An 18,684-nucleotide genomic window follows, 5' to 3' on the forward strand; every position below is an offset into this window, starting at 1 on the left:
CGGTACACCGGGTCGCCGGGGGATTGTGTCCCGGTGGGCGAAGGTGTACGTGTCCTGTATCACACAGCTTCCTCGCTGGGGCGAACTGCGCAAGCCGACGCGCGGCAACTGTGCAGAATGCTCGGTAGATCGGGCTGTTCCCATGGCAAACTGATTCCTATGTCCAGTAGGGAGCCGGTAAGCGGGGCAATCGACGCCACCGATGCGCGCATGTTGCTGGAGTTGGTCGCCAACCCCCGCGCGACCGGCGTCGAGCTGGCCGCGCGCCTGGGACTGTCCCGCAATACCGTGCAGGCCAGACTGGCTCGCTGGGAGTCGGCCGGACTGCTGGCCAGCGTCGAGCGGCGGGTGGACCCGCGGGCGCTGGGCTATCCGCTGGCGGCCTTCGTCGCGGTGGTGGTCGATCAGCATCGACTCGATGCGGTGGTGGCCGAACTCGCCGAGATTCCCGAGGTCACCGAGGCGTGCGGAATGACCGGCCCGACCGATCTGACCGTGCGGGTGGTGGCGCGCGACGCCGACGACCTGTACCGCATCACCGGGCAGATCCTGAAGATCCCGGGTGTCGAGCGCACCAATATGGCCCTGGTCATGCGCGAACTCGTCGGCCCGCGCACCACCCCGCTGCTGGACCGGCTCGCCGGGGTGAACGGGGTGGTCGCCCGCTCCGTCGAATGAGACCCGGATACGGTGCCTTATGGACGTTTCGGGCAAGGTAGCCATTGTCACGGGTGCGGGATCGGGAATCGGGGCGGCGCTGGCCGCGACGCTGGTGTCCGCGCACGCGCGGGTGGTGCTGGCGGATATCGACTCCACGGCCGTTCGGGAGGTGGCCGATTCGCTCGGAGCGGCCGCCGTCGCGGTGGCCGGTGACGTCGCCGACGAGGCGGTGATCCGCGAGCTGATCGACCGGGCCGAGCGCGAATTCGGTCCGGTGGACCTGTATTTCGCGAACGCGGGCATTTTCGGCGGACGCGGGCTGGACAGCGCCGACGCGCAGTGGGAGTCCGCGCTGGATGTGAATGTGCTGGCCCATGTGCGCGCGGCGCGGCTGCTGGTGCCGGGGTGGCTGGAGCGGGGCAGCGGCTATTTCGTCGCCACGGCGTCGGCGGCCGGGCTGCTCACCCAGATCGGGTCCGCCCCGTACGCGGTGACCAAGCACGCCGCCGTCGGGTTCGCGGAATGGCTGTCGGTCACCTACGGGGACAAGGGGATTCGCGTGAGCTGCGTATGCCCCATGGGCGTGGACACCGCGCTGCTGCGCGCGGGCGCCGAGAGCGCCGACGCGGCGGCCGCGGCGGAGACGGCGATCCGGGCCGTGGTCACGGCGGGCAAGGTGCTGTCCTCGGACGAGGTGGCCGATGCGATTCTGGCCGGTGTCGCCGCCGAGGACTTCCTGATCCTGCCGCATCCCGAAGTGCTCGACATGTACCGCTTCAAGGGCTCCGACTACGACCGCTGGTTGGCGGGCATGCGGCGCTACCGGCATTCCCTGGAGAGCTGAACCGCCCGGCTCCTGGATTTCAGTCCAGTTTCGGGCGATTGGCTGGAGACCGGCGGTCCGGTCCGACGACAAAATAGCCCGATGAGCAGCACCGAAGTGGAGAACGGCGCCGTTGTCGCGGCCGAACCGGACCGCCCCGTCGGCCTCGGTCAGCCGATCGGAGCCGGGATCGTCACCGCGCTGGTGGGGTTCACGAGTTCGTTCGCGGTGGTGCTCGCCGGCCTCACCGCCGTGGGCGCGACCTCGGCGCAGGCCGCCTCCGGACTCATGGCGGTCTGCGTGACGCAGGGGCTCGGGATTCTGATCCTGAGCCGCCGGTACCGGATGCCCATCACCCTGGCCTGGTCGACGCCGGGTGCGGCGCTGCTGGCCAGCACCGGGGCGGTGGCGGGCGGCTGGCCCGCGGCGGTGGGCGCGTTCGTGATCACCGGCGCGCTCATCGTGGTGACCGGATACTGGCAGCGGCTCGGCGCGCTCATCGCGGCCATTCCGGTGGAGATCGCCCAGGCCATGCTGGCGGGCGTGCTGCTGCCGCTGTGCCTCGCGCCCATGCACGCGCTCACCGTGAGCCCGGCCGTGGTGGTTCCGGTGATCGCGGTGTGGCTGGTCCTCCAGCGCTACGCCGCGCGCTGGGCGGTGCTGGCGGCCTTCGCGGTGGCGGCGGTCGGCGCGGGCATCGAGATCGCGGTGACCGGGCGCGGACTCGAACTGTCGGCCATGGTGCCCCGATTCGAACCGACCGTGCCGCACTGGAGTTGGCAGGCGGTGATCGGGGTGGCGGTGCCGCTCTACATCGTCACCATGGCGGCCCAGAACATTCCCGGCACCGCGGTCATGAGTTCCTTCGGCTATCGGGTGCCGTGGCGACCGGCCATGACCGTCACCGGGCTGGGCACCATCCTGGGCGCTCCGGCGGGCGGGCACGCCATCAATCTCGCCGCCATCAGCGCGGCGCTGGCGGCGGCCCCGACCGCCCACCCCGATCCGAAGCGCCGCTGGGTGGCCGCCGCGTCGGCCGGTGGTACCTACCTGCTGCTGGCGCTGGTCTCCGCCGCCCTGGTCACCCTGGTCGCCGCCGCCCCCGATGGCGTGCTGGAAACCGTTGCGGCCCTTGCCCTCATCGCCACTCTGGCCGCGGCGCTCACCGCCGCCCTCGCCCCCGCCGAACACCGCTCCGCCGCCGCCCTGACCTTCCTGGTCGCGGCCTCCGGCATCTCGCTGCTCGGTATCGGCGCGGCGTTCTGGGCGCTGGTCGCCGGGCTCGTGGTCCGGTGGTTTCTTCGCCCGACCGGCTGAACGGGGCCGGTTCGATCGCCGCGGCCGATAGGGCCGCGGTGGCCGACCGCTGGGCGGGTGTGCCGGTCCGCCGTGCGCGTCGGCGGTGCCGCTGTGCGGGTGGGGCGGGGCTGCGTAGGGTGGTGGGCATTCGGTGTTCGTGCTGGAATTCTGCGACTGGGAGTGGGCTTGAGCGCGGTATTGATTGCGGCGGAGGAACTGCGGGAGCTGTTGTCGCAGGCGGATTCTCGGGTGCGTCTGCTGGACGTGCGCTGGGCGCTGGGTGACCCGGACGGGCCACAGCACTACCTGGACGGGCATATCCCGGGCGCGGTGTTCGTGGATCTGGAGACCGAGCTCTCCGCCCCGCCGTCCCCGGCGCGGGGTCGGCATCCGCTGCCGGAACTCGCGCAGTTGCAGAAGTGCGCGCGCAGTTGGGGCGTGCGCACCGGTGACACCGTCATCGCCTACGACGCCACCGGCGGTATGGCCGCGGCCCGCGCCTGGTGGCTGCTGCGCTGGGCCGGTGTCCCCGATGTCCGCATTCTCGACGGCGGCCTCCCCGCCTGGGAGCGCGCGGGCGGCGACCTCGCCGCGGGTGCCGAACCGGACCCCGTCCCCGGCGACGTGGTCCTCACCTCCGGCCACCTCGCCACCATCGACGCCGACACCGCCGCCACCTGGCCCGGCCTGCTCCTCGACGCCCGAGCGGGCGAACGCTACCGCGGCGACACCGAGCCCGTCGACCCGCGCGCGGGCCACATCCCCGGCGCACACAGCGCCCCCACCGCCGAAAACCTCACCGCCGAAGGCTGTTTCAAATCGCCCGCCGAACTCCGCTCCCGCTTCACCGCCTTCGGCGACGGCAAGGTGGCCGTCTACTGCGGCTCCGGCGTCACCGCCGCCCACCAGGTAGCCGCGCTCGCCGTAGCCGGCATCGACGCGGCCCTCTACCCGGGCTCCTGGTCCCAGTGGTCCAACGACCCGAAGCGCCCGGTGGCGACCGCCTGAACCCGGCGGGCGGGTGATCGCCGCCACCGGCCGTCCGGCTTGACCAGGAGTTCACGGCGGCCGTGCGGCGAGCGGTGGCCTTCGTGGCGGAGCACGGACCACAGCTGACGGTGCAGGTCTTCCTCGACGAGGAGCGCGGTCTGGCGCACAGTTTCCAGCTCTATCCCGACTCCGAGGCCGTGCTCGCGCACTGGAAGCTCTCCGACCCCTACATCCAGGATGTGATGAAGCACTGCACGGTGCAGTCCTTCGAGACCTACGGGGAGATGTCCGACGAGGTGATCGCCGGGCTGCGTTCCGGGCCCGTCGGGACGGTGACGGTTCGGCCGGGGCTGACCGGGTTCACCAGATTCGGCACGTCAGGGGCAGCCGGTGGCGACCTGTTGGAGGACCGCCTTGTCGGCGGTGGTGACGGGTAGGTCGTACTGCATGGCGGCGGTCAGCTACTTGGCCGCGTAGAAGCAGTGGTTGGCGGCGGCGGGTGGGAGCCATTCGGCGGGGGTGCTGTCGCCTTTGTCCTGGTTCGTCCTGCCTTCGGTGGCAAGGAGATTGAAGTCGAGGTCGTTGGCGAAGCCGATGCGGCGGTCCAGCGGCCAGCCGGCGGCCCCCATATCCCAGGCGGCGGCCAGCGGGTAGACGTGGTCGATCTGGACGGCTCCGGCATCGGCCTTCTCGAAGGAGAGTCGGCGGCCGGTGTAGGGGTCGTCGAGGTGGCCCGAGATCACCACGCAGGTGCTGCCGGGACGGAACCCGACCCCGGTCAACTGTCCGGCCAGCACATTGTTGCGGGTGTCGCAGCCGTCGTGGCCACCGGGCGCATCGTGGTCATCGGTCCACGCCGGGCCGAAGACGCAGCCCTGACCGGCCTTGCAGCCGCGCTCGTACCCGCCGGGGCGCGGGCGGGTCGGCAACACCCGCACCCGCGCGAGCAGGTCCTCGAGCTGGGCGCGCGAGGGACTGCCGGGCGCGGGCGCGGCCCGCGGGCCGATCGCCGAGCAGCCGCTCAGCGCGATCAGTACCGCGCTCGAACCAGCGAGCCAACGCCAGCGCCGGTCGAGCGTGGCCCCGGTCGGCACCCCCACCGCAGCCGCTCGCGCCGTCCACCGAATCCCGCTCAGAATCCGCACATCTCACTTCTACCCGCGTGGGCGCACGCCACGCGGATTTCGTAGGACTTCGCACCGGTTGCGTGTTCGCCGCGCCGGTTGCCGGGACTACAGCCAGGCCCGCGCCAGCAGATCGTCGGCCGACGTCTCCGACATCTGCGGTGGCATACGGGTGGCCGCGATCGTCTCGCAGTGCGCGCCGTCGTGCCCGATCAGCCACGATCCGCCGCGATCCTCGCACTCGGCGATCTTGGCGAAGGTGGTGAGCAGGAACTGGATGGCGTCCCGCGGATCGGCCGTGCGGGCCAACCGCTGAGATTCCCCCGGTCGGGACAGATCCAGCCACACCCCCGATTGGCCGTCCAGGCGCATCCCCACGATTTTCGTCGTGTCCACGAAGGTGAATTTCCGCCGCTCCCACGGCGTTGTGGGCGTGAAGCTCTGCTCGAGCACTTGGAGCAGAATCGTCATCTTCACGGCCTCCCTCGGTATCGAGTCGTCGCGGCCCTGGCTGGTGCCGCGATGGATTGTTGCCGGTGCGTCCCGCCCGATCGCCGCTGAAGCGCAGCAGCCACCGTCCACGCGCGGTGACCAGCGGATATCCCAGTATGTTCCAAAATCGCCCGGTTTGGTATCCCCTCGGCTCGTCCGGTTTCAGACGAGTTCCAGACCGCCGTCCACGGTGATGACCTGACCGGTGATCCAGGCGGCCGCCGGTTCGCTCACACGCAGTATCCAGGCCGCGACCTCTGCGGGGACCCCGCGGCGGCGCAGCGGGATGCGTGCGGTCTCCTCCCGCTTGATGGAGTTCAGTGGATGTGCACGGCGATCAGTCCGTCGCCCCGCTCCTCGACGCGGATGCCGGTCAGGTCGGGCACGTGGGCGGTCGGGGCGTGGGCGGCCGCGCGCGGGCCGACGCCGACGACGCGCATGCCCGCCGCCTTGCCCGCGGCGATACCCGCCGCGGAATCCTCGAAGACCAGGCAGTCCCCGGGTGGGAGGCCGAGTTCGGCGGCGGCCTTCAGGAACCCCTCGGGATCCGGCTTGCTGACCGTGACCGATTCGGCGGTGATGCGGACCGTCGGTACGGGCAGCCCGGCCGCACCCATGCGGGCCTCGGTGAGCGCGATATCCGCCGAGGTCACCAGCGCGTGCGGGAGGTGCGCGACCGCCGCCAGGAACTCGGGCGCGCCCGGGATCGGCACCACGCCGTCCACGATGGTGGTCTCCTCCCGCAGCATGCGGTCATTGTCGGCGTGATTGAGCTCCATGGGCCGGTCGGGCAGCAGGGCGGCCATGGTCGCCCAGCCCTGCCGTCCGTGCGCCACCGCCAGCACCTCCTCGATCGGCAGCCCGTGGGTGGCGGCCCAGGTCCGCCATAGTCGCTCCACGACGGCTTCGGAATTGACGAGGGTGCTGTCCATGTCCAGCAGCAGGGCGCGGGCGGTGAGCGTGGCGGTAACCGTCATGTACTGGTTATAACCACGCTTTCCCGGCGTGGCAATGCGCGCCGACGTCGACGCCTGGCGAGCCGCCCGCGAAAGCCTTTGTTGTGCAACCGGTCTCACCGGGTACGGGCTTGCTCGAGGATGTCGGATCGGGCGGCCCGAACGGCATCGCGGTGGGCGGCTGCGGTGGCCGGGTCGTCGCCCAGCGCCAGATACTCCAAGAGCAGGCCGCGATGGACCGCGAGGATGCGGGCGGCGAGGGAGCGGGCGGTTTCGGGTGGCGTGCCCGCTGCTTCCAGTGCCGCCGCCAGTGGGATCAGCCATTCGGTGACGACCGGGTCGAGGAAGCGTCGACGCAGCTCGGGGTCTCGGGTCGCGGCCGCGTAGATCTCGAAGAACATGGCGGTCCGGCGGCGACCCTCCGGAAGGTGGGCTTGGGTCCAGGCGTAATCGAGGCCTTCGGCGACGACGCCGGCCACGTGTTCGGCGGTCGGGGGGAGGTCCGAGGAGAACTCCCGGATGCGGGAGAGCAGCTGCCGGGAGATCGCGAGGTAGTCGTCGAGGGTGTGGTCGACGATCTCGGTGATCAGGGCTTCCCGGCTGCCGAAGTGATGCAGGAGATTGCGGGTCGAGGTTCCGAGGTGATCGGCCAGCGGGCGCAGGGTGAGTCCGAACAGTCCGTGTTCGTCCGCGTAGTCGCGGCATCCGTCGAGAAGTTCACGCCGTCGTTCGGCGTCTTTGGGGCGTCCCATGCTGAGCAGTTTATACTACGATCGTTACATGAAACGATCGTAGAAGGAATTGCCGGAATGCAGGACACCACCAGAGACGACATCGCCCGCTGTTTCGTGAACAGCTCCCGAAGCGCCGTCCGGACGATGACATTGCCCCGCGACTTCGATGACATGCCCTGGCCGGATTTGGACTATGTCGGCTGGATCGACCCGCGTGCGCCCCGCCGCGCCTATCTGGTCGCCGAGCACGCCGGGCGGCTGGTCGGCATCGAACTGCGGGCGGCGAGCAGCGACGGCCCTCGGCCCCGCACGGGCATGTGCGAGCTGTGCCACGCGGTCCACCGCGTCGGCGGGACGAACCTGTTCACCGCGCGCAAGGCCGGAGCCGCGGGCAAGGCGGGCAACAGCGTGGGTACCTACATGTGCGCCGACTTCTGCTGTTCGCTGTATGTGCGCGGCCGCAAACCACTCGGCGGCAACCAGCCCGAACAGGCATTGCCCACCGAGACGCGCATCGCGCAGCTCGTCCGGCGTATCGACGGATTCGTCGCCCGCGTGCTGGGGTGAGCGGCCCGCGCCGGAGCACCCGGCGGCCGGGCGCGGGCCGGGCGCGGGCTTGTCGGACCCGGCTGATTTGATGGGCGGATGCTGCACGGACTGTGGTCGCCGGGGTCCGGGCTGGTGCTGTGGCATCGGCCGGACGGCGATGCCGGGGCGGTCGTGGGCGAACTGCCGGATCCGCTGGGGTCGATCGTGCGGACGGCGCGGTTCCGGCATCGGGCCGAGGTCCTGGTGCCCGGCGCGCAGGGGCCGGAGCAGGTCACGGTGCGGGGGCACGCCCTGGCTCCCGAGACGGCGGCGCGGGTGCTGTTGCAGGAGTTGCCGCCGCGGGCGGTGGCGGGGGATCTGCGGTTTCTCGCGCATGTGGCACGCGGTATCGACCGCTGGGTGGGAGCCGGTCGGGTGGTGCCCGAGGTGCGCCGCGACGACGGCGAATGGTGGGTGCGCTGGCGGCTGCTGGGCGGCCAGCGGCAGCGTGCCTGGCTGGCGGAGCTGGCGGTCGCCATGCCCGCCGCGCTGCGCACGGTGGGGCGGCCGTCCGCGCTGCTGGAGGACTTCACCGGCGAACTCGCCGACCCGATCACCCGGCTGCGACTGGCGGAAGCGGCGCCATCGCTATCGGCCGACGGAATCTCGGCCGAGACAGCGAGCAGTGCGACGCACTCGGCGGAGATCACCGGCACCGCGGTGATCGGCGGATCGGCCCGCGCTGCCGCCACGCCCACGGGCGATGAATCGGTTCGGGACACCTCACGTGCGGCGGGGGTCGGATCGCCCGCGAGTCGCGCTCGGCGGGCGGTGGCATCGCGAAACGAGGGCGCGGTGGCGGCCGACGATCCGGAATCACTGACCGCGGCATTGCGGGACAGCCTGGCGGCGGCGGAGGGCTACCCCGGGCCGGACGACCATCCGGTGCACGCCACCCGGGTGGGCCCGCATCCGCTGCTCGCCGCCCTGGCCGGGGACGGGCCGCTGGAGATCGGGTCGCATCGGCTGGCGTCGGTGCTGGAGGACTGGCGGACGAGTCTGACCGCCGATGAACCCGAACTGGTGCTGCGCCTGCTGGAACCGCCGGACGCGGAGGCGGAGGCGGCGGATGTGCTGTGGCGGCTGGAGGTGTGCCTGCACACCGAGGGCGAGGCGCCGCAGCCGGTGCTGCTGCCGGGCGATCCGCAGGCGGTGCGGGTGGCGGGGGAGAAGCTGGCCGCCGCCAAACAGGCGTATCCGCGGCTGCGGGATCTGCCCGGCGACCCGCACAGCATGGATCTGCTGCTGCCGACCGAGGTGGTGATGGATCTGGTGGCGCACGGGGCGCAGGCATTGCAGTCGGCGGGGGTGCGGCTGCTGCTGCCGCGGGCCTGGCGGATCACCACACCCAGTCTGCGGCTGCGGGTGCAGAGCCCCGCCGCGACCGAAACGGCGGTCGGGCTCGGGGGTCTGGTGTCCTACCGGTGGGAGCTCGCCCTCGGCGACACCGTGCTGACGCCCGCCGAGATGGCGCGCATCATTGCCGCCAAGTCGGATCTGGTGCAGCTGCGCGGGCAGTGGGTGCAGGCCGACCATCGAGTGCTGGCCGCCGCCGCGGAGTACGTATCGGGTCGAGCCGACGCCACCTCCACCACCATCGGCGGTCTCTTCGCCGAACTCGCCGCCAATCCGGTGACCCGCGTCCCGCTCGAGTCGATCACCGCGACCGGTTGGGCGGCAGAGCTTTTCGACACCGAGCACCCGACCGAACCGGTCGATCCACCCTCCGGCCTGAAGGCCGAACTGCGCCCCTACCAGCAGCGCGGCCTCACCTGGCTGGCCACCATGTCCCGCCTCGGCTGCGGTGCCGTCCTCGCCGACGACATGGGCCTCGGCAAGACCATCCAGGTGCTGGCGCTGCTGGTGCACGAGCGCGAAACCCCGCCACCCAGGCCGGATTCCGCGCACGGGGCGGCCGCCCCTGCCGAGCGGGTGCGCACGGCCGGTGACCCCGCGACAGTCCACCCGGCCGACACCGCCGCGCCGCACTCGCCCGTCGTCGCCGGTCCCGCCCCCACCCTGCTGGTGTGCCCGATGTCCGTGGTGGGCAACTGGCAGCGGGAGGCGGAACGGTTCACCCCCGGGCTGCGGGTGCTGGTGCACCACGGTGCCGGACGGCGGACGGGTGCGGAATTCGATGCGGCCGTGCAGGACTCGGATCTGGTCGTCACCACCTACGCGCTGTTGGCCCGCGACGTGGAGGAGTTGAAGCGGCAGGAATGGCAGCGCGTGGTGCTGGACGAGGCGCAGCACATCAAGAACGCGGCGACCAGGCAGGCACGCGCCGCCCGGGCGGTGCCCGCGCGACATCGCCTGGCGCTCACCGGAACCCCGGTGGAGAACCGGCTCGAGGAGTTGCGCTCCATCCTGGATTTCGCCAATCCGAAACTGCTGGGCAAACCCTCGGATTTCCACGCCCGTTTCGCGGTGCCCATCGAGCGCGAGCGCGACGAGAACGCCGTGGCCCGCCTGCGCGCCATCACCTCCCCGTTCGTGCTGCGCCGGGTCAAGACCGATCCGGCGGTGATCTCCGACCTTCCCGAGAAGATCGAGATGACGGTGCGCGCCAATCTCACCGTCGAACAGGCCGCGCTCTACCAGGCGGTTCTCGACGATATGACGCAGCGGCTGAAGGCCGCGAAATCCAAGGAGGACATGGGGCGCAAGGGTGCGGTGCTGGCCGCGCTGACCCGGCTCAAGCAGGTGTGCAACCATCCCGCGCATTTCCTCGGCGACGGTTCCGGCGTGCTGCGCCGCGGACGCCACCGCTCCGGCAAGCTGGCCCTGGTCGAGGACGTGCTCGAGGCCGTCCTCGCCGACGGCGAACGCGCCCTGCTGTTCACGCAGTTCCGCGAGTTCGGCGAGTTGGTGGCCCCCTTCTTCACGGAACGCTTCGGCGTGCAGATCCCCTTCCTGCACGGCGGCGTCCCGAAGCAGCGCCGCGACACCATGGTCACCCGTTTCCAGGAGTCCGACGGCCCGCCGCTCATGCTGCTCTCGCTCAAGGCGGGTGGCACCGGCCTGAACCTCACCGCCGCCAATCATGTGGTGCACCTGGATCGTTGGTGGAATCCGGCGGTGGAGAACCAGGCCACCGACCGCGCCTTCCGCATCGGCCAGCGTCGCGACGTCCAGGTCCGCAAGCTGGTGTGCGTGGACACCATCGAGGAGCGCATCGACGACATGCTCTCCGGCAAGCGCCAACTCGCGGATCTGACGGTGGGTGTCGGCGAGAACTGGATCACCGAACTCGGCGACGACGAACTGCGCGACCTGTTCGCCCTCGGTTCCGAGGCGGTGGGGGAGTGAGCGCTCGAGCGCGGCGGCGGCAGCGCAGCGTAACCACGCAGCGCTCCGCTCACGCCCGAAAGGACGCAGAATGAGCGACTACGTCGACTACAGCGCGTTCGGCAAGCGCCGCCCGGTGCGCGGGGGCGTCGAATCCCGCAGCCAGCGCGGCGGTTTCGCCAAGACGCGGTGGGGCCGCGCCTTCCTGGAGGCCGTCGAGCAGGTCGCCGATCGCGGTCGTTTGACTCGCGGCCGCACCTACGCCCGCGCCGGTCAGGTCGTCAGCTATCACCTGGAGCCCGGTGCGGTGCACGCCGAGGTGCAGGGCAGTCAGCCGCGTCCCTTCACCGCCGTCCTCACCATGCGCCAGCTGCGTGACGATCGCTTGGACGAGCTGGTCGCCACCGTGCGGCAGACCCCCGGGATGCTCGCCGAGATAGCCTCGGGCACACTGCCGTCCGCGTTGGGATCGCTCATCCTCCCGACCACTGTCAGCGAACTGGACTTCGCCTGCTCCTGCCCGGACTCGGGATGGCCGTGCAAACACGTCGCCGCCGTCTGCTACATCCTGGCGGAGCGATTGGACGACCATCCGAAGGATCTGCTGACCCTGCGCGGCGTGGATCTGGAGACCTTGATCGGCGCGGTGCAGCGTGATTCGAACCCGCCGGAGCAGGTGGATATCTACGGCGAGGAGTCCGCGCTCCCCGCGCTCCCGCGCCCCGATTTCCACCCGGCCCCCGAAGATCTCGACCCGGCCCTACTACGCCGAGCCCTGCGGATGGCGGCAGAAGACGAGCCCACAGCGGAGACGGGCCTGCGTCACCTCCGCGCGCTCTATCGCGCCCTGCGCTGAAGCCGATTCGGCGCCCCGCGCCGAAGCCGATACCGCAGCCCCGCGCTGAAACCCGGTAGCCCGGCACGGATTCCGCCCTGTGCGGGCGGTGTCGTCAGTCGGTGGGAGTCGGCCCGACCCAGCGCGTTCGCCGGTTCACCGCGCGGCGACCCGTCGCGACCGCCGTTCCGGCTCGGAATGCTCGGGGAGCCGGTCGAACCGATAGTCGTCCAGGTCGAAGTGACCGGCCCGCCATGCCGCCTCCAGCGTGCTCATCGGCTTGAGCGGCACGTCGCCGTTCTCGTCGAAGTAGTAGCTGTTCGCCAGTGCGCAGCTGTCCTGCCAGAACACCTGGGTGCCACGGCGATTCAGCATCTCCCGGAAGAAGCGCGCATTGGCCTCCGGCGTGACCTCCGCCCGGGTCGCCCGCCGCTTCCGCGCGTTGCGCAGCACCCGCAGGATGTGCCGGGTCTGCATCTCGATGAGCGCGAAGTACGACGAGCCATTGTACCCGTACGGTCCGATAATGGAGAAGAAGTTCGGGAAGCCGGGCACGCTCACGCCCTCGTAGGCTTGCAGCCGGTTGTCGTCCCACCAGTCCTCCAGCCGCACGCCGCCGCTGCCGTGCAGGTCGAAGGTCGGCATATTCCCCGATTCCATCACCTTGAACCCGGTCGCCATGATGAGCACGTCGACCGGGTGGTGGTTCCCGCCGGCGGTGCGCAATCCGGTCTCGGTGATCTCGGCGATCGGATCGGTCTCCAGCCGCACGTTCGACCGGTTGAAGGTGGCGAGGTAGTCGTTGGAGAATCCGGGCCGTTTGCAGCCGAGGGCGTAGCGCGGCGTCAGCTTGTCGCGCACCTCGGGGTCGTGCACCTGATCGCGCAGGTGGGCCAGTCCGACGCGCTCGCCCACCTTGGCGATGGGCAGCAGTCCGTAGTAGTGCGCGCTGAGCGGGAAGGTCAGTTCGACGAAGGTCTGACTGGCGAGCCGGGTGAGCAGGCGGCCCCCGGGCAGCCCCATCAGCAGGCGGACGGCCCCGGGCAGTTCCCGGTCCGGTCGCGGCAGACACCAGATGGGGGTGCGCTGGAAGACGGTCAGATGCGCGACCTCCGGCGCGATCTCCGGAATGATCTGCACCGCCGAGGCCCCGGTGCCGATGATGCCCACGCGTTTGCCCCCGAGATCCTGGCCGTGGTCCCAGCGCGCGGTGTGCATGACGATCCCGGAATACCGTTCCACCCCCGGGATATCGGGCAGTTTGGGCCGGGTGAGCACGCCGGTGGCCCCCACCACCCAGCGCGCCGTGATCTCCTCGTCCGCGCTGGTGCGCAGGCGCCACAGGTGCAGGTCGTCGTCGTAGTCGGCGCGGGCGATGGTGGTGCCGAACCGGATCCGCGGGCGCAGCCCGTACTTGCCGACGCAGTATTCGGCGTACGCCTTCAGTTCCCGGCCGGGCGCGTAGATCCGGGACCAGCCGCGCTGCTGTTCGAACGAGTACTGGTAGCTGAACGACGGAATGTCCACGGCGATGCCGGGATAGGTGTTCCAGTGCCAGGTGCCGCCCACGCCGTCGGCCTCGTCGACGATCAGGAAGTCGTCGAAGCCGTGCTCGCGCAGCATGATCGCCACGCCGATGCCGGAGAATCCCGCACCGATGATGACGATCTGGTGGTCGACGACGCTTGCGTTCATGAGGTCTCCTCGGCGTAGATGACGCAGTCCACCCGATGCTCGATACCGTCCACGGTCCGGATGCCGTGCGGTGCGAGCCGGGCGATCGGCCAGGTGATGAGCCGGACGTGGGGACGGTGCAGCGCCCGGTAGTAGTGGTTGTGGCAGGTGACCGGGGCGGGTGATTCCGGGGTCAGTTGGCGGCGGGTCCACGAATCCGGCACCTGGAGGCGCAGATTCGCGGCGGCGGCCCGGCGGGCGAGTCCGAAGGGCAGCAGTCGCGCCACCGTGGCGGCCGCCGCGGTGAGGTACGGCAGCGGCGGGCGCGGCAGCACCCACACCGGATCATGTTGGAAGACGGTGACTTTCCGGGCGCGCTCGGCCACCCTGGGTAGCACCCGCGCGATCGCCGCCGCGCTGCCTATCACCGCGACCCGCGCTCCGTCCAGCGGTAGTTGGTCGGTCCACCGGTCGCAGTGCAGCTGCGGCCCGGTGAAGGAGTCCGCACCGCGCGGTGGGCGTGCCCCGCCGCCCCGTGCGCCCCAGTCGGAGAACGCGTCCACCCGGGCGGCCGCCGCGTTCATTCCGCCACCGGTTCGTAGGTCAGCTCCTGGGACCAGGACGGCACCCTGCCGAGCATCCGCACCGGGAACCGGTCGATGACCCGTCCGAGTCCGTCGTTCACCGCCTGCAACGGTTGCAGTCGGTTGATGGTGGCGCGCCCGTGCAGCCGCACCACGTGATAGAGCGGCACCCGTTTGATGCTCGGGCTGCGCTCCCCGGCTTTCTCGTAGCGCCGCACCGCATTCCAGAGCTTCTCCTCGTCGAGCCCCATGGCCATGATGTTGGCCGACATGCGCGACAGCAGCGGGGTGTACACCAGCGCGCCGAGCAGCAGGGTGGGGCGCAGCGTGTATCCTGCCGTTTCGATGGCGATGCGGCGCAGCGGGCCCGCGCCGAGCTGTTCCAGCACCTGGAAGCCGACGGCGAGGTGTCGCGACTCGTCGCTGTTGATGTGCCGGAACACCTTGTGGCACAGCGGGTCCCGGACCTCGTCGAGCAGGAACTTCACCAGCGCGCCGTCCAGCGCGCATTCCAGCGAGGGTATGACGGTGGCGAGCACCGGCAGCGAGAGGTCGTCGGAGTAGCGGTCCACCCATTCGATGACGAGCCGGATGTTCTTGTTGGGCACCGGCATGGCGTCGCCGTCGAGCATGCCCCAGCGTCGCATGAGCGCCAGTTCCGCATTGGCGTGCTTCTGCTCCTCGGCGTGGAAGTAGCGGTAGATCTCGCGCAGCGATCCGGGCGGCGCTTTGCGGGTGAGGGCCGCGAAACCGCGCGCTCCGACGTGTTCGATCCACACCAGATCGGCCATGAACGCGGCCAGTGTCGGCCGTTGTTCGTCGGTGACGAGGTCGGCTCCCGGTGCGTCCCAGTCGATATCGGCCAGTGCCCACTGGCGGTCCCGGATGGTTTCCAGCATGTCCGGATAGGCGAACGCCATTGTTCGGCTCCCTTATCGGCGCGCCAGCCTTTCGATGAGTCCGGCGGCGCGGGTGTACGGAACGGGCAGCAGCCGCTTGGACTGCCAGATGAGCTTGGCCTCGACCTGCGGCACCACGTAGAGCTGGCCGCGGTCGACGGCGTCGAGGGTTTCGCGGGCGATATTCGCGGGCGGGCGTCCGGTCCAGCGCAGCAGCAGATCGCCGAGCCGCGCGGTGGACGGGTCGTCGATGGCGGCGTTGTCGAGGATGTGGGTGCGAACCGCCGTGGGGCACAGCGCCGTGACGGTCACCCCGGTGCCGACCAGTTCCGCGGCGAGGGTTTCCGACAGTGCCAGCACGCCCGCCTTGCTCACGTTGTAGGCGGCCATGCGCGGTGCGGAGCCGAAGGCGGCGGCGGAGGCGGTGTTCAGGATGGCCCCGTGCCCGCCTGCGCGCATGCGGGGTGCGAAGACGTGGCAGCCGTGGACGACGCCCCACAGGTTGACGTCGAGCACCCGATGCCATTCGGTGAGCGGCGCTTCGCCCACGGGTGCGCCGCCCGCGCCGATTCCGGCGTTGTTGCAGACCAGGTCGGTGGGATTGCCGAACCACTGTTCGGCGGTGTCGGCGAGGGCGGCCACCTGTTCGGCGCTGCCCACATCGCAGTACACCTCGAAACCCTTGCCCCCGGCCTGACCGACCAGTTCGACGGTCTCGCGGGCGGTGTCGGTGTCGATGTCGGCGCAGACCACGCGCCCGCCGCGGCGGCCCAGTTCGACGGCCAGCGCGCGGCCGATGCCGCTGCCCGCGCCGGTGACCACCGCGTCCGCGTACCTGGTGCGGCGGGATCCGCCGAAGGGGTTGAGTCGCATGGGAACTCCCGAAGCCGAGCGCCGCGACCGCTCAACTGGTGTCACCTGCCACCATTGGCCGCGCCTGCCACCAATTAGGCGCTCGATGGGGTAATTTGTCAATGATGAACGTGCGCGCACCGGCCCGGACCTGGGGTGGCCGAACCCCGGAGGAACGCCGTGCGCAGCGCCGCCGCAAGCTCATCGCGGCCGGACTCGCGATCTGGCTGGACCACGGCTGGGCCGCGGTCACCATGCGCGGCGTGTGCACCCGCGCCGCCCTCAACGACCGCTACTTCTACGAGCATTTCGCCGACCGCGACGAACTGCTCGGCGCGGTCTGGGACGAGGTGTGCTTCGAGGTCTTCGGCGAACTGTCCGCGGTCGTGGCCGAGCATCTGGATCGGACTCCGCTGGAGATCCTGCGGCTGGCCGTCACCCGTGCCGTCGATCTGCAGACCCACGGGCACGCGCGCATCCTCTTCGACAACCACGCGGGCAGCCGGGTGCTCGAGGAACGCCGCAAGGCCACGCTCGGCGATTCCACCGATCTGCTCATCGCCACCGCCCGGCCGTATCTGCGGCCCGGGGTGGACGAATCCGATTTCCGCATGAGCGTTCTCATGGGCATAGGCGGTTTCAACGAACTGCTCTCCGCCTGGCGCACCGGGGCCGTCGAGGCCGATGCGGAGCGGATCATCGACCACGCCAGCCGGGTCGCCACCCTGCTCGGAACGCAGTACCTCGATCCCGCGGCCATCGCCGCCGACCGCGAGTAGCCGAATTCCCGGGCGATACCGCTCGGTACGCCCATACTGGGCGCATGACTCGACGATGGGTGGGGTCCGCGCTGGACCGGCTGGTCGACGACGGCGTGCTGACCGAGGCGCAGCGGACGGCCGTGTCCACCGCGCTCGCCGAGGAGCGCACGGCCCCGGTGCCGTGGCCGCGGCTCGTCGCCGAGATCGCGGCCTATGTGGGCGCGGGCCTGCTGCTCGGCGGCATCCTGCTGCTGCTCGACTCCTCCTGGGACGATCTGGACCGGCGCGGACAGCTTCTCGTGCTGGCGGTGCTGGCGATCGGGCTGGTCGTCGGCGGGGTGCTGCTGGCCGGTGGTCCGGCGGCGCTGTTCGTCCGCGACGACGGCGACCGCACGGTGGCGGCGCGGCTGGCGGCCGTGCTGTTCGTACTGACCGCGCTGTGCGTGGCCGCGCTGGTGGGCACCGCCGTCCACGACGCCGGTGACGGCGCCACCTGGGTGTGGGCGATGCTCGCCGCGCTGATCGTCGGACTGGCCGGCTATGCGGCGCTACCGTCACCGGTGGGGCTGCTCGCCTGCGGGGTGTTCGCGGCGTCGGCGGTGGCCGGGGTGTGCGGCGAGTTCATCGGCACCGACAGCACGGGGACGGGGGTGGCGCTGGTGATCCTGGGCGGAATCTGGTTCGCGGCCGGTCGATTCGGCGTCACCGCGCCCAACTGGGCCACCTACGTGATCGCCATCGCCACCGCCCTCGTCGGCGCACAGGTGGCGGGATTCGACCACGAACGCTGGTCGTACCTGCTCGCCCTGCTGGTGGCCGTCGTCTGCTTCGGCGTCTACGCGACCGAGCGCACGCCGGTGCTGGTGATCGGCGGCGTGCTCGCGGTCGCCGTCGGAACGACGCAGGCGGTATGGGATTGGAGCGGGCACGCGGCGGCGACCGCCGTCACCGTGCTGGTGCTCGGCGCACTGCTGCTCGGCGTGGGCGCGCTGGCATTGACGCGCGAGCGCTCCTGAGCCTCAGAGCACGTCGATGCGGTAGACGCGCTCGGCATTGGTGTGGAAGACCATGTCCAATGCGGCCGCGTCGCAACCGTGCTCGGTGAGTGCGGTGGCGATGGCCTCGGCGGCATTGCCGATCGAGGTGATCGGTTTGTCCACCGGGAAATTGGAGCCCCACAGCAGCCGGTCCGCCCCGAAGACGTCCAGGGCGTGGTGCAGCATGGGGGACAGCCGCTCCTGTAGCACCGCGACCGGTGTGGATTCGCCCCGGGCGGGCACCGGGTGGCCGAGGATGGGCATACCCAGGCCGCTGATCTTGGCTACCACGTTCGGATGGGTTGCCAGCGCCGCGAGATCGTCGCGCCAGCGCAGGAACAGCTCGCGGCGGCGCCCCGGATCCTTTCCGGTGTCGCGGCCCACCGGCCCGAAAATGCCCGCGGGCGTGCCCAGATGGTTCAGCACGATGGTGGCGTCCGGATAGCGCCGGGCCAGCGCGGTGACCTCCGGGAGCTGCTGGGAGTACACCCACGCCTCGAAGGAGAGCTTGCGCTCGGCCAGCACCGCGAAGCCGTCGAGGAAGGCGGCGCTGGTGAGCACGCCCGGCGGCTTGCGGTGGCCGCGGACGCCGCGGTCGGGATGGTGTTCGACGCGGGTGCGGATGCCCCGGAACAGCGGCGAGGCCGACTGGTGGGCGTCGAGCAGTTCGGCGAAGGCGGCCGCGGTGGGATCGCCCCCGCCGACGATCGCGCCGAGGGCCGGGGTGTCGACGCCGAACGGCAGGCTGGCCACCCAGCGGGTCTCGTTGGCGGGGGCCAGCCCGCCCTTGCCGGACCATTCCGCCTCGACGTGGACGATCGCCTCGACGGGGACGTCCCCGGCGTCGTCGCGATAGTCGGCGGGTAGGTACGGATGGACGAACGGCTCGGGGTCGGCGACGAATTCCCGGTCCCGTCTCGGTGCCAGTCTGGCGGCTGTGTCGATGGGAATCGGCAGGTAGCGAAAGAGTTTCGCGAAGACGCTGAATTCCCGGGGCGTGGTCAGCGGATCCCACTGGTGGATGTGCGCATCGACGACAGTCATTCCAGTCAGGTCCATGATGTCCCTTCCGTACTGGTCGCTTCGAT

The 18,684-nt window shown here is 70.7% G+C and carries 19 protein-coding genes and 1 pseudogene; 10 read left to right on the plus strand and 10 right to left on the minus strand.

The features are described from left to right. Window positions 1-159 precede the first annotated feature (159 nt). From QMO76_RS08220 to QMO76_RS08240, 5 genes are all read left to right on the plus strand, one after another. A complete protein-coding gene (locus tag QMO76_RS08220; RefSeq protein WP_306360576.1) occupies window positions 160-678 on the plus strand; it encodes an Lrp/AsnC family transcriptional regulator in 519 nt (172 codons plus the stop codon). Window positions 679-697: 19 nt separating this feature from the next. Then, window positions 698-1,504 carry an SDR family oxidoreductase gene (locus QMO76_RS08225; RefSeq protein ID WP_306360577.1) on the plus strand — a complete coding sequence of 269 codons (807 nt, stop codon included), beginning with the start codon at window positions 698-700 and terminating at the stop codon, window positions 1,502-1,504. 81 nt (window positions 1,505-1,585) lie between these two features. Continuing rightward, window positions 1,586-2,800 (plus strand): benzoate/H(+) symporter BenE family transporter, encoded by a 1,215-nt coding sequence (locus QMO76_RS08230; RefSeq protein WP_306360578.1) that lies wholly within the window; start codon window positions 1,586-1,588, stop codon window positions 2,798-2,800. A 180-nt stretch (window positions 2,801-2,980) separates the two neighbouring features. Beyond that, window positions 2,981-3,790: a sulfurtransferase gene (locus QMO76_RS08235; RefSeq protein WP_306360650.1), complete on the plus strand. Its 810-nt coding sequence runs from the start codon at window positions 2,981-2,983 to the stop codon at window positions 3,788-3,790. Window positions 3,791-3,852: 62 nt separating this feature from the next. Next, window positions 3,853-4,209: a hypothetical protein gene (locus tag QMO76_RS08240; RefSeq protein WP_306360579.1), complete on the plus strand. Its 357-nt coding sequence runs from the start codon at window positions 3,853-3,855 to the stop codon at window positions 4,207-4,209. Here the strand turns inward: QMO76_RS08240 and QMO76_RS08245 are convergent. The 5 genes and pseudogenes from QMO76_RS08245 to QMO76_RS08260 all read right to left on the minus strand — a co-directional run bounded on the left by QMO76_RS08245 (window position 4,150) and on the right by QMO76_RS08260 (window position 7,096). Then, window positions 4,150-4,806: pseudogene (locus QMO76_RS08245) on the minus strand (HNH endonuclease family protein). The gene QMO76_RS08240 and the pseudogene QMO76_RS08245 sit on opposite strands and share 60 nt — an antisense overlap. Window positions 4,807-5,004: 198 nt before the next feature. Then, window positions 5,005-5,367, minus strand: a complete 363-nt coding sequence (locus QMO76_RS08250; protein WP_306360580.1) for a hypothetical protein — start codon at window positions 5,365-5,367, stop codon at window positions 5,005-5,007. A 183-nt stretch (window positions 5,368-5,550) separates the two neighbouring features. Continuing rightward, window positions 5,551-5,709, minus strand: a complete 159-nt coding sequence (locus QMO76_RS35310) for an SDR family oxidoreductase (protein WP_372341923.1) — start codon at window positions 5,707-5,709, stop codon at window positions 5,551-5,553. Beyond that, window positions 5,706-6,365, minus strand: coding sequence for an HAD-IA family hydrolase (locus tag QMO76_RS08255; RefSeq protein ID WP_306360581.1), 660 nt, complete (start codon window positions 6,363-6,365; stop codon window positions 5,706-5,708). Before QMO76_RS08255 ends, QMO76_RS35310 begins: the two co-directional genes overlap by 4 nt. Window positions 6,366-6,460: 95 nt before the next feature. After that, a complete protein-coding gene (locus tag QMO76_RS08260) occupies window positions 6,461-7,096 on the minus strand; it encodes a TetR/AcrR family transcriptional regulator (protein ID WP_306360582.1) in 636 nt (211 codons plus the stop codon). A 57-nt stretch (window positions 7,097-7,153) separates the two neighbouring features. Between QMO76_RS08260 and QMO76_RS08265 the strand changes: the two genes are divergently transcribed. The 3 genes from QMO76_RS08265 (at window position 7,154) to QMO76_RS08275 (ending at window position 11,810) form a co-directional block, all read left to right on the plus strand. After that, on the plus strand, window positions 7,154-7,645 hold the full coding sequence (locus tag QMO76_RS08265; RefSeq protein ID WP_306360583.1) for an FBP domain-containing protein: 492 nt from the start codon (window positions 7,154-7,156) through the stop codon (window positions 7,643-7,645). Between the two features lie 78 nt (window positions 7,646-7,723). Next, window positions 7,724-10,975 carry a DEAD/DEAH box helicase gene (locus QMO76_RS08270; protein ID WP_306360584.1) on the plus strand — a complete coding sequence of 1,084 codons (3,252 nt, stop codon included), beginning with the start codon at window positions 7,724-7,726 and terminating at the stop codon, window positions 10,973-10,975. A gap of 70 nt (window positions 10,976-11,045) precedes the next feature. Further along, entirely contained in the window at window positions 11,046-11,810 is a 765-nt protein-coding gene (locus QMO76_RS08275; protein ID WP_306360585.1) for an SWIM zinc finger family protein, read from the plus strand. Between the two features lie 135 nt (window positions 11,811-11,945). Here the strand turns inward: QMO76_RS08275 and QMO76_RS08280 are convergent, their stop codons facing one another. The 4 genes from QMO76_RS08280 to QMO76_RS08295 are packed head-to-tail and all read right to left on the minus strand — an operon-like array spanning window position 11,946 to window position 15,819. Next, a complete protein-coding gene (locus tag QMO76_RS08280; protein ID WP_306360586.1) occupies window positions 11,946-13,484 on the minus strand; it encodes an NAD(P)/FAD-dependent oxidoreductase in 1,539 nt (512 codons plus the stop codon). Next, a complete protein-coding gene (locus QMO76_RS08285) occupies window positions 13,481-14,047 on the minus strand; it encodes an NAD(P)/FAD-dependent oxidoreductase (RefSeq protein ID WP_306360587.1) in 567 nt (188 codons plus the stop codon). The genes QMO76_RS08280 and QMO76_RS08285 overlap by 4 nt, the downstream gene beginning before the upstream one ends. After that, a complete protein-coding gene (locus QMO76_RS08290; RefSeq protein ID WP_306360588.1) occupies window positions 14,044-14,967 on the minus strand; it encodes a ferritin-like domain-containing protein in 924 nt (307 codons plus the stop codon). Before QMO76_RS08290 ends, QMO76_RS08285 begins: the two co-directional genes overlap by 4 nt. A 12-nt stretch (window positions 14,968-14,979) precedes the next feature. Further along, window positions 14,980-15,819: an SDR family NAD(P)-dependent oxidoreductase gene (locus QMO76_RS08295; protein WP_306360589.1), complete on the minus strand. Its 840-nt coding sequence runs from the start codon at window positions 15,817-15,819 to the stop codon at window positions 14,980-14,982. Between the two features lie 104 nt (window positions 15,820-15,923). Between QMO76_RS08295 and QMO76_RS08300 the strand changes: the two genes are divergently transcribed. Further along, window positions 15,924-16,577: a TetR/AcrR family transcriptional regulator gene (locus QMO76_RS08300; protein WP_306360590.1), complete on the plus strand. Its 654-nt coding sequence runs from the start codon at window positions 15,924-15,926 to the stop codon at window positions 16,575-16,577. A gap of 44 nt (window positions 16,578-16,621) precedes the next feature. Then, entirely contained in the window at window positions 16,622-17,575 is a 954-nt protein-coding gene (locus tag QMO76_RS08305) for a DUF2157 domain-containing protein (protein ID WP_306360591.1), read from the plus strand. A 3-nt stretch (window positions 17,576-17,578) separates the two neighbouring features. On the opposite strand, the gene QMO76_RS08310 is transcribed toward QMO76_RS08305, so the two are convergent. Continuing rightward, a complete protein-coding gene (locus QMO76_RS08310) occupies window positions 17,579-18,640 on the minus strand; it encodes an amidohydrolase (RefSeq protein WP_306360592.1) in 1,062 nt (353 codons plus the stop codon). Between the last annotated feature and the right edge of the window lie 44 nt (window positions 18,641-18,684).

Origin of the sequence: Nocardia sp. CC227C, from assembly GCF_030767025.1 — a bacterium.
Classification (GTDB): domain Bacteria; phylum Actinomycetota; class Actinomycetes; order Mycobacteriales; family Mycobacteriaceae; genus Nocardia.

What these genes read in the sequence shown, in the direction of transcription:
- QMO76_RS08220 (WP_306360576.1), top strand. Translation starts at nt 160, where the DNA reads ATGTCCAGTAGGGAGCCGGTAAGCGGGGCAATCGACGCCACCGATGCG.
- QMO76_RS08225 (WP_306360577.1), top strand. Translation starts at nt 698, where the DNA reads ATGGACGTTTCGGGCAAGGTAGCCATTGTCACGGGTGCGGGATCGGGA.
- QMO76_RS08230 (WP_306360578.1), top strand. Translation starts at nt 1,586, where the DNA reads ATGAGCAGCACCGAAGTGGAGAACGGCGCCGTTGTCGCGGCCGAACCG.
- QMO76_RS08250 (WP_306360580.1), bottom strand. Translation starts at nt 5,367, where the DNA reads ATGACGATTCTGCTCCAAGTGCTCGAGCAGAGCTTCACGCCCACAACG.
- QMO76_RS08255 (WP_306360581.1), bottom strand. Translation starts at nt 6,365, where the DNA reads ATGACGGTTACCGCCACGCTCACCGCCCGCGCCCTGCTGCTGGACATG.
- QMO76_RS08260 (WP_306360582.1), bottom strand. Translation starts at nt 7,096, where the DNA reads ATGGGACGCCCCAAAGACGCCGAACGACGGCGTGAACTTCTCGACGGA.
- QMO76_RS08265 (WP_306360583.1), top strand. Translation starts at nt 7,154, where the DNA reads ATGCAGGACACCACCAGAGACGACATCGCCCGCTGTTTCGTGAACAGC.
- QMO76_RS08270 (WP_306360584.1), top strand. Translation starts at nt 7,724, where the DNA reads ATGCTGCACGGACTGTGGTCGCCGGGGTCCGGGCTGGTGCTGTGGCAT.
- QMO76_RS08275 (WP_306360585.1), top strand. Translation starts at nt 11,046, where the DNA reads ATGAGCGACTACGTCGACTACAGCGCGTTCGGCAAGCGCCGCCCGGTG.
- QMO76_RS08280 (WP_306360586.1), bottom strand. Translation starts at nt 13,484, where the DNA reads ATGAACGCAAGCGTCGTCGACCACCAGATCGTCATCATCGGTGCGGGA.
- QMO76_RS08285 (WP_306360587.1), bottom strand. Translation starts at nt 14,047, where the DNA reads ATGAACGCGGCGGCCGCCCGGGTGGACGCGTTCTCCGACTGGGGCGCA.
- QMO76_RS08290 (WP_306360588.1), bottom strand. Translation starts at nt 14,967, where the DNA reads ATGGCGTTCGCCTATCCGGACATGCTGGAAACCATCCGGGACCGCCAG.
- QMO76_RS08295 (WP_306360589.1), bottom strand. Translation starts at nt 15,819, where the DNA reads ATGCGACTCAACCCCTTCGGCGGATCCCGCCGCACCAGGTACGCGGAC.
- QMO76_RS08300 (WP_306360590.1), top strand. Translation starts at nt 15,924, where the DNA reads ATGAACGTGCGCGCACCGGCCCGGACCTGGGGTGGCCGAACCCCGGAG.
- QMO76_RS08305 (WP_306360591.1), top strand. Translation starts at nt 16,622, where the DNA reads ATGACTCGACGATGGGTGGGGTCCGCGCTGGACCGGCTGGTCGACGAC.
- QMO76_RS08310 (WP_306360592.1), bottom strand. Translation starts at nt 18,640, where the DNA reads ATGACTGTCGTCGATGCGCACATCCACCAGTGGGATCCGCTGACCACG.